Below are 8,418 nucleotides of genomic sequence, written 5' to 3'. Positions count from 1 at the left end.
TGGAGCACCTGGCCGAGCTTGACGCTCAGGTCCTGGCCTTCGCCGGTTCTCAAGCGCCAGAGGTCGGCGGCGGCGACGGCCTTCGCCATCAGCGAGACGCCCGCCATGCTCGCCAGCGGCAGGGGGCTGGCGATGATCGGATCGCGTCCCTCGAAGGTGACCGATCCGCCGGCCGCCGCGCTGTCCAACCCGACGACGGACAGAAGCTGGTCGAGTTCGCGCATCGGGTCGATGCTGTGGTCGTCGGTGATCCGGTTGGCCAACGACCGCCGGACGCCCCGCTCCACCGCGTCGTCGCCCGCCGCCGGCTGCGCATTTGCCGCGACGCTCACGGGAGCTGATCCGAAGAGGCCTTCAAGGCCATCAGGGTGATGAGCGCATCGTCCCGTTGGCGGTTGAGCTCGGCCAAGGCGAACGGCTTCAGCTCCTCGTCGACGCCGGCGATGGCCTCCGAGCGGACTTTATCGGAGAAGGAGATGTCCCCGAGGTCACGCCACCAACTCTCGATGGGCGGTCCCAGATGGTCGATGACGTGGGCGATCCCACCGTCGCCGCCCGAGAGGTGCAGGTTGAGGAATGGGCCGAGCAGCGCCCACCTCAGGCCTGGCCCATGAGAGATGGCGGTGTCGATATCGGCGACCGTCGCGACACCTTGGTCGACCAGGTAGAAGGCCTCACGCCACAGGGCCGCCTGCAGGCGGTTGGCGACGTGGCCTTTGACCTCGCGGCGGATATGGATCGGCTTCTTGCCGACCGCGGCGTAGAAATCCAAGGCCCGCTGGATCGCCTGCGGACTGGTGAGCTTTCCGCCCACGACCTCCACAAGCGGGATGAGGTGCGGGGGGTTGAACGGGTGCCCCAGAAGTACCCGATCCGGGTGGCGCGCCGCATCCTGGATGTCGCTGATCAGGATCCCCGACGAACTCGTGGCGATCAGGACATCGGGGCCGACGGCGCCGTCGATCGTGGCGATCATCTCGCGCTTGATATCGACCCGCTCGGGACCGTTCTCCTGGACGAAGCCGGCGCCGGCCACGGCCGCGGCGAGGTCGTGATTGAACGTCAGCCGATCCTGCGAGGCGCCCTCGGCCAATCCGATCCGCTTGAGCGCCGGCCAGAACTCCGCCACCAGGGCGCGAAGCCGAGCCTCGGCGCCGGGGCCCGGGTCGGTCGCCACCACGTCGAGGCCCTGGGCCAGGTAGTGGGCGGCCCAGCTGGCGCCGATCACGCCTGCGCCCACGATGGCGACGCGTTCGATACCGGTCTTTGAGACAGACATGATCCCCTCCGGTCAGGCGTTGGCGGCGGCGCGGCGCCAGAACAGGGAGGCGGTCTTGGCCGCCCCGCTGAATTCCTGCGGGGCGTCGGTGGACAGGTGCAGGGTGTCGCCCTCGATCTTCACGACACGGACCTGCCGCTGTCCTTTCCAGTTCGGGAACAGGCTCACGCGCATCTCGTGCTGAAGCGCGCCCTTCGCTTCATCGACGAAGAAAGGGCCGCTGTAGGCGATGTAGGAGCTGCCGGCGGCCGTGTACTCCTCCGGCCGACCCGCATACATGTCGCCGCCTTCGAAGGGCCGCCGGTCCGCGGATCCGAGCTGGGCGGAGACGTAGCCGTCCGGCGTGTACATGATCAGGCCCTCGGGGTGCTCGCCCATGGGATGGTCCGTCTGGCCGGTCTTGGGATCGGTCTCAGCGTAGGAGACCAGGCTCCACGCTCCGATCAGCTTCTCTCTCAACGTCGACATCTGGCGCTCCTGCGGATTGCGAACTTCGGCGCCCATTGGCGTCGTCGTCCTCAACTGCGGCCTGTGGAGAGCGCCTTTCTTGTAGCCGTCGCTCAGACTGGTGAGATCAGCTCCCAACGGCGCGGCGGCATCTCGGCCGGCTTGCACAGCTCTGCCGGGGTTGGACGAACCGATCACGCGATGCGGTGTCCGCCGCTGCGGGGCCGCGCTTGAACGATGCGTACAATCCGCGGCGGTTCGAGGCGCCTAGGGTCCAGGTCTCGCGAGCGCCTTTGCGGCCTCGCCCGATGAACAGGACCGCCTCATGAAAGACCTGCTTGAGTTCGCGATCGACGCCCATGGCGGGCTCGACCGCTGGAACAGCTTCACGCGGCTCCGCGCCGAGGTCTCGATCGGCGGGGCCATCTGGGAGGTGAAGCAGCAACCGGGCCTGCTGAGCGACAAGGTCTTCGATCTCCTGACCCACGAAGAGCGGGTGACGATCACGCCCTTCGCAGCGGCGGACCGCGTTCTCGTCTTCACGCCGGAGCGGATCACTTTGGAGACGTCGGACGGCGAGGTCGCCGAAGAGCGGCTGAACCCGCGCGCCTCATTCGAAGGCCAGGTCCGCGAAACGCCCTGGGACAAGTTCCACGTCGCCTATTTCGCCGGCGAGGCGCTCTGGACCTATCTGCTCTCGCCGTTCCTCTACACCTACCCCGGCTTCGTCACCGAGGAGATCGAACCCTGGTCGGAGGACGGCGAGGAATGGCGGCGGCTGAAGGTGACGTTCCCGGATGACGTCACCAGCCACACCCGGACCCAGATCACCCATTTCGGACCCGATGGGCTGATGCGCCGCCACGACTACACGGTGGACATCCTTGGCGGTGCGACCGGCGCCAACTACCCGGGCGGCTACCGGGAGGTCCAGGGCCTGATGATGCCGCGGACGCGGCGGATCTTCGCCTATGACGAGGCTGGCCAGAAGGTCCCCGACCCGCTGCTGGTCAGCCTGGATTTCGGCGCGATCAGCTTCAGCTGACCCCTTTTCTCCGGACACCTCGAAAGGTTTCCCCGTGACATCCCAGATCCTGTTTTCCGCCCTTCAGCTGGGCGCGCTTACCTTGCCCAACCGCATCATCATGCCGAGCCTGACGCGGATGCGCGCCGGGCCACGGAATACGCCGACCGCGCTGAACGCCGAATACTATGCGCAGCGCGCCACCGCCGGGCTGATCCTGACCGAGGCCACCGCCATTAGCGAGCAGGGGCGCGGTTACCCTGACATGCCCGGCGCCTACACCGCCGAGCAGGTTGCCGGCTGGAGGCTGGTAACCGACGCGGTCCACGCGGCGGGCGGGCGCATCGGCCTGCAGATGGTCCACCACGGCCGGTGGTCGCACTCCTCCTACAACAGCGACGGCAGTTTGCCGGTGGCCCCGTCTGCGATCGCCGCGCCGGGCGTCGCCTATCGCCCCGACTTCAGCCAGACCACCTATGAGGTCCCCCGGGCGCTCGACGCTGCCGAGCTCCCAGGGATCGTGGAAAGCTTCCGCGACGCGGCGCGCAACGCCATGCTGGCGGGATTCGACAGCGTCGAGGTCCACGGCGCCAACGGCTTCCTGCTCGATCAATTCCTGCAGGACGGCAGCAACCAGCGCACTGACGCCTATGGCGGCACGATCGAGAACCGCACCCGCCTGCTGCTGGAGACCCTCGCTGCGGTCGCCGGCGAGGTGGGCGCGGACCGGGTCGGGGTGCGTCTCGCACCCCATGGCAACCTGGGGGGCCTCAGCGACAGCGACACGGTCACCCACTTCAACCACATCATCGGTGCACTGAACGGCCGCGGCCTGGCCTACCTGCACCTGGTCGAGCCGCGCGCCTCGTCCGCCGGCATCGGCGACAACGCCAGTGTCGACAGCGCCAACAACGCCCAGCTCTTCCGTCGCCGCTTCGCCGGACCGATGTTGACGGCCGGGGCCTACACGCCGGCGATGGCGGTCGACACCGTCACGGCCGGACTGGCCGACGCGGTGGCGTTCGGGCGGATGTTCATCGCCAATCCGGATCTGGTGGAACGCATCCGGATCGACGCCCCGCTCAACACGTTCGACCGTTCGACCTCGTATGGCGGCGGCGCGCACGGCTATACCGACTATCCCAGCCTCAGCCCCCTGGCCCGCGCTGGCTGAGTCCGGCCGGCACGCCGCCGGCCGGAAGGAGTGGTGTGTGGACATCTTCATCGGTGGCGGCGGTGACGATCTGGCCTTCCTGGGGCTGGGCGTCGTCGCCGATGTCGCCCGCGCCCGCGCGGCCGATACCGGCCGGCCCGTTCTCTATGTCGCCAACGGTCGGCTCGGCCGGGTGCGCCGGGCAATCACCGCCTGCGCCCAGCGCGGCGAGGACGTCTGCCTTGTCGGCCACAGCTGGGGTGGGCCGGACGCCTGGCGGGTCGCGGCCTGGGTGGCGGCGCGGACCTTGCCGATCCGTGCGCTGATCACACTGGATCCGGTCGCGGGCCCTCTGCGCCGGACCTTCGGGGGAGAGCTGGCCTGCCCTTGGCTCAATGTCGTGGCGCGCCCGACCGCACCGGATCGATCGGACCGGCTCACGGATATTCGCGGTTTATCTCGCAAGCCTTCGGGCCTTCCGACGGCGCGGGCGACGCGGGAGGTGGTCCTGGATCTGAACCATTGGAACGTGGCCGGCATGCTCGCCTTAAGCGACGCTTGGCGCTGGGCCGAGACGCTGCAGGCGGACGGCTGAAGGCTGCGGCGAGCCCACGGCCCGACGGCCGTGGGCAGTCAGGGCTAGCCGCCCTTGACCTGGGCGATCGCGGCGACCCAGTTCTCGATGTGATAAGCAGTGGACAGCTTGCCGTTCTTGACGGTGAAGGTGTCGATCGAGATCGTCTTGAAGCTGCCTCCGGTGGGGGCGACCCCGAAGAAATCGTGGGCCGGCGTGCCCGTAGCCTCGCCGCGCACGACGATCCGGTCGCCCGACACCCAGAGGTCTTTAATCTTCCAGTGGAGGTTGGGGATCATCGCGCCGAACGCCTTGAACTGGACCGCGAGCGCGTCGCGGCCGAGGCAATCCGTCTCCGTCGAGCAGGAGCGGTAGTCGGGGTTCGCGGCCTTCGCGAGGAGGCCGGCGACGTCCTTCTTCATCGGCTCGTTCAACGCCTCATAGAGCGGCGCGACGATCGCGTGGGCCTGGGCCGTGGTCATGGCCGGAGCCGCGGCCGCCGATCCAGCTGAGACGAGGACGGCGGCGGCCGCCGCGGCGAGGGGCAGAAGGCGGGCATTGGGCATGGGTCAGCTTTCGTGGAGGGCCGCGCGGACGCGAGGCGCGCCGCGGTCGGACGTGGCAGGAGATGGGGGATGCGCGGACGGGCTGGTGTGCGGTGGCGTCATGGGCCGCCGCACACCGGCTGCGGCGACTACTTCGCCAGGGCGTCGGCGGCCTTTTCGATGAGGTCGGCGACTTCGCGAGGATGCGAGAGCATCGGCACGTGGCTGCTGGAGACGCTGATCGTCGTGGCCTTGATCTTCTTGGCCATGATCGCCTGCAGGTTGGGGTCGATCATTCGGTCATGGGTGGCGATCACGTACCAGGAGGGCTTCGACGTCCATGACGCGACGGTGAGCGGCTCGCCGAACATGCTGCCCTTCGAGGCGCCCTGGCCGGCGGCAAGCAGCAGGGCCTCGTCCTTCGGCAGATCCTGGGCGAAGTTTTCGGCGAAGGCCTCGGGCGGAATAAGCAGCCAGCCGCCAGCGTCGGGGACCGCCGCGGCCGGGCCTGGTGTCGGATAGTCAGCCGCGGTCGCGCCGAATGACACGCCTTTGTCGGGCGCCATGGCGGCGACATAGACCAACCCCACCACCTTGGGATCGCCGCCGGCTTGGGTGATGACCGCGCCGCCCCAGGAGTGGCCTACGAGGAGCACGGGTCCGGGTTGCCGCGCGATCGTGCGCTCGACAGAGGCAACGTCGTCTTCCAGCGAGCTCAGGGGATCCTGTGCCGCGACCACGGTGAGGCCCTTGGCTCTCAGCAGCGGGATGATCTTGTTCCAGCTCGACCCGTCCGCCCAGGCGCCGTGCACCAGAACGACCGTGGGGCGTTCGGCGGCTTCAACCCGGGCGGGCATCATGGCGGCGGCGAGCGCGGCGAGACTGACGGCGACGGGCGCCATATGGGCGAGTTGCAGCATGGTGTTGATCCTCAGTTGAATGGCTGAGCCCGCTCGCGAGACCGCCGGAGCCCTATGAGCTGAAGGGTGCTCGTCGGCCGGGGGCGCGCCTTGTCAATTCGCCTCACCGATTGGGCTGGCGTGCTGCGCGTTGACGCATTCGCAGCGCCGGCATCGCGCGGCGGACGGCTATAGGAGGCCCGCGTCGGCCTTGGTGTTGTGGAGAAGCTGTTCCAGCAGGCGCTTCGGTTCGAAGTAGGCGACCCAGATGGACGTCATCTTCCCGTCCCGGACGGTGATGTGTTCGGAGATCTTGAGCATCGCGTCCGTACAGGTCACGCCGACATTGATGAGGGCGATCACCCGGTCTTCGTCGGCCGTGATGCTGTCATAGGAGAACCGGCCGAAATCCAAGACGCGGCCGACCTGGGGCAGGATCACATCGAGGTATTTGGCGCCGCCGGCGACCGTTCCGCCCCACGGCAGGTAGTCGGGAGCGGAGCAGACGAAGTCGGGATGGACCAGGGCGCGCGCGACCGCGGAATCCTTGCGGACCGCGCCATCGTAGAACGCGCGGACGACCGCTATGTTCGCGTCGATCGCGGGGTTGCCTCGGGACATGGGGTCGTCTCCTGTGGAGCTCGCGCGCCTGAGGCGCTTAGAAGGCGGTCGCGCGCGCCGTGACGGGCCGATCTGCCAGGACCCATCTGACATCGGACCGTGTCGCGCAGCTTGCCCTCGCCAACCCTCCGTTGAAGAATTCGGCCGGTTCGCGAGCCCGGCGGATCACGGCGGAGTGGGGCGTCCTCCTACGGGGACAGAAGGACGCCCCTGTCAGGATCGTCGGCCACTGGGCGGTGTGGCCCTCGAGGCTTACGGGCCGCTCATTCCGGGGAGGAGGAGAGGCGGCAGTCCGACCGATCCGACCGGTTCAATCTCACAGACATGGCCGTCATCGCCTTGTTACGGGCGGCCATGTGTTGGACGCGCGTCTCGCGTCGAAGCGTCTCCGGTCCGGCGGCTTGGGAGCACGAGCGTTCAAGTCGTGCGGATTGCTGCAAGCCGGCGCGTCCCGGGTTTCGGACCATGGCGTGTCAGCTGGGCTTCGCAACCGTCGCCCATGACCTGAGGGGCGAGACGTCATGCAGACCGCGAGCCAGACCCGCACCAACGAGGGATTCAGGCCGACCCATCTGAGCGGCCACACGTCTCACGGGGAGGCTCGGGCAGCCGGCCTCGGGGTTGAAGCCTCGACGCCGGAAGGCTGGGTCACCGGGCGACTGGAGCCCGCAGAAGGCCCGCCATGCCTGGCGGACTTTTCGAAGCCGGAACTTCGTCGGCAGCTGCGCCAAAGTGTTTTGGATCTCAGGCGCGCGCAGATCGCGCTGCGGCAGACGGCCCGGGCCGATCTCGACCGTCGCTGGCTGATGGCGACGGCGGGGCATGACCTGCGCCAACCGCTCCAGGTCATGATGCTGGCGCTTGAGTCGCTTACGCGGCGGCCCGAACGCGCGGCCTGGATCTCCGAGGTCCTGCGTGGAGAGGTCTGTCGGCTGCGCGAAGGCCTGGATCAGTTGGCCGCCGCCGCCGCCGCGGCGCCGGAGGACATCGCGGCGCCGAGCCTGGAAGCCGTCCAGCTTGCTGACCTGTTCGATACGGCGCGCGCGAGATGGACGCCGATCGCCCGTGCAAAAGGCCTGAACCTCCGGATCGTGCCGAGCGATCTCGCGGTCCTGAGCGATCCCGTCCTGCTCACTTCGATCACCGACAATCTCGTCGGCAACGCGATCAAATACACCGAGCGTGGCAGCGTGCTTCTCGGATGCCGCCGCGCCGAGGCCGCCGTGCGTCTTGAGGTCATAGACACCGGTATCGGCTTCGACCCGAAGGATCTCGCCAGCCTGATGCAGCCGTTTCGCCAGGGCGACGCCAACTCCGAGGGCCTTGGCCTCGGCTTGTCGCTGGTGCTGCGGGCGACGCGTCGCCTGGGACATCAGCTGGCCGCGCGATCGAGTCCCGGACGCGGCGCCCACTTCGTGGTCACAGCCCGGCAAGCTTGAGGGCATGTTGATGGCGCGAAAGGTCAATCGGCGAGCCGAAGATGCACGCCCCGACCAGCGCGTCCGTCCGACCGTGTGCATCCAGAAGCAGCGCTAGAGGAAGTCATGTCCAAACTATATTCGCCGGTGAAAGTCGGCGCGCTCAATCTCGCCCACAGGATCGTCCAGGCGCCCTTGACCCGCCTGCGGTCCGAGCAGCCGGGCGATGTGCCGGGCGACTTGATGGCGGAGCACTACGGCCAGCGCGCCTCGCGGGGCGGCCTGCAGATCGCCGAGGCGACCACCGTCTCCGTGCTCGGCCGTGGCTACCTCGGCGCACCGGGAATCTATTCGGATGACCAGGTGGCCGGATGGCGGAAGATCACCGACGCCGTCCACGCCAAGGGTGGCTACATCTTCCTCCAGATCTGGCATGTGGGCCGGCAGAGCCACGTCGA

The 8,418-nt window shown here is 68.3% G+C and carries 9 protein-coding genes and 2 pseudogenes; 5 read left to right on the top strand and 6 right to left on the bottom strand.

What is annotated here, in order from left to right:
- The 3 genes and pseudogenes from E8A12_RS00085 to E8A12_RS00075 all read right to left on the bottom strand — a co-directional run.
- Positions 1-332 (bottom strand): annotated as a pseudogene (locus tag E8A12_RS00085) (hypothetical protein); the annotation flags it as partial.
- A complete protein-coding gene (locus tag E8A12_RS00080) occupies positions 329-1,279 on the bottom strand; it encodes a 3-hydroxyacyl-CoA dehydrogenase NAD-binding domain-containing protein (RefSeq protein ID WP_293365712.1) in 951 nt (316 codons plus the stop codon). The gene E8A12_RS00080 and the pseudogene E8A12_RS00085, both read right to left, overlap by 4 nt.
- Positions 1,280-1,291: 12 nt before the next feature.
- The gene (locus E8A12_RS00075; protein ID WP_293365711.1) at positions 1,292-1,747 is read right to left on the bottom strand and encodes a lipocalin-like domain-containing protein; all 456 of its coding nucleotides are present in this window, start codon (positions 1,745-1,747) and stop codon (positions 1,292-1,294) included.
- Positions 1,748-2,051: 304 nt separating this feature from the next.
- Between E8A12_RS00075 and E8A12_RS00070 the strand changes: the two genes are divergently transcribed.
- The 3 genes from E8A12_RS00070 to E8A12_RS00060 are packed head-to-tail and all read left to right on the top strand — an operon-like array spanning position 2,052 to position 4,498.
- Positions 2,052-2,771, top strand: a complete 720-nt coding sequence (locus E8A12_RS00070; protein ID WP_293365710.1) for a hypothetical protein — start codon at positions 2,052-2,054, stop codon at positions 2,769-2,771.
- 34 nt (positions 2,772-2,805) lie between these two features.
- Entirely contained in the window at positions 2,806-3,924 is a 1,119-nt protein-coding gene (locus E8A12_RS00065) for an alkene reductase (RefSeq protein ID WP_293365709.1), read from the top strand.
- A 37-nt stretch (positions 3,925-3,961) separates the two neighbouring features.
- Positions 3,962-4,498 carry an alpha/beta fold hydrolase gene (locus E8A12_RS00060; RefSeq protein ID WP_293365708.1) on the top strand — a complete coding sequence of 179 codons (537 nt, stop codon included), beginning with the start codon at positions 3,962-3,964 and terminating at the stop codon, positions 4,496-4,498.
- A gap of 44 nt (positions 4,499-4,542) precedes the next feature.
- Here E8A12_RS00060 and E8A12_RS00055 read toward each other — a convergent pair whose 3' ends face one another.
- From E8A12_RS00055 to E8A12_RS00045, 3 genes are all read right to left on the bottom strand, one after another.
- Complete coding sequence (locus tag E8A12_RS00055) at positions 4,543-5,043, bottom strand: ester cyclase (protein WP_293365707.1); 501 nt, start codon at positions 5,041-5,043, stop codon at positions 4,543-4,545.
- Positions 5,044-5,171: 128 nt separating this feature from the next.
- Positions 5,172-5,942 carry an alpha/beta hydrolase gene (locus E8A12_RS00050; RefSeq protein ID WP_293365706.1) on the bottom strand — a complete coding sequence of 257 codons (771 nt, stop codon included), beginning with the start codon at positions 5,940-5,942 and terminating at the stop codon, positions 5,172-5,174.
- A gap of 168 nt (positions 5,943-6,110) precedes the next feature.
- Positions 6,111-6,542, bottom strand: a complete 432-nt coding sequence (locus E8A12_RS00045; RefSeq protein WP_293365705.1) for a nuclear transport factor 2 family protein — start codon at positions 6,540-6,542, stop codon at positions 6,111-6,113.
- 521 nt (positions 6,543-7,063) lie between these two features.
- Between E8A12_RS00045 and E8A12_RS00040 the strand changes: the two genes are divergently transcribed.
- Both E8A12_RS00040 and E8A12_RS00035 read left to right on the top strand, forming a co-directional pair.
- Complete coding sequence (locus tag E8A12_RS00040; protein ID WP_293365704.1) at positions 7,064-7,981, top strand: ATP-binding protein; 918 nt, start codon at positions 7,064-7,066, stop codon at positions 7,979-7,981.
- Positions 7,982-8,086: 105 nt separating this feature from the next.
- Positions 8,087-8,418 (top strand): annotated as a pseudogene (locus E8A12_RS00035) (alkene reductase); the annotation flags it as partial.

The sequence above is a fragment of the Phenylobacterium sp. genome (assembly GCF_004799395.1).
GTDB lineage: Bacteria > Pseudomonadota > Alphaproteobacteria > Caulobacterales > Caulobacteraceae > Phenylobacterium.
The sequence above is the reverse complement of the archived record's forward strand: the minus strand, read 5'-3'. Positions and strand labels throughout refer to the sequence as shown.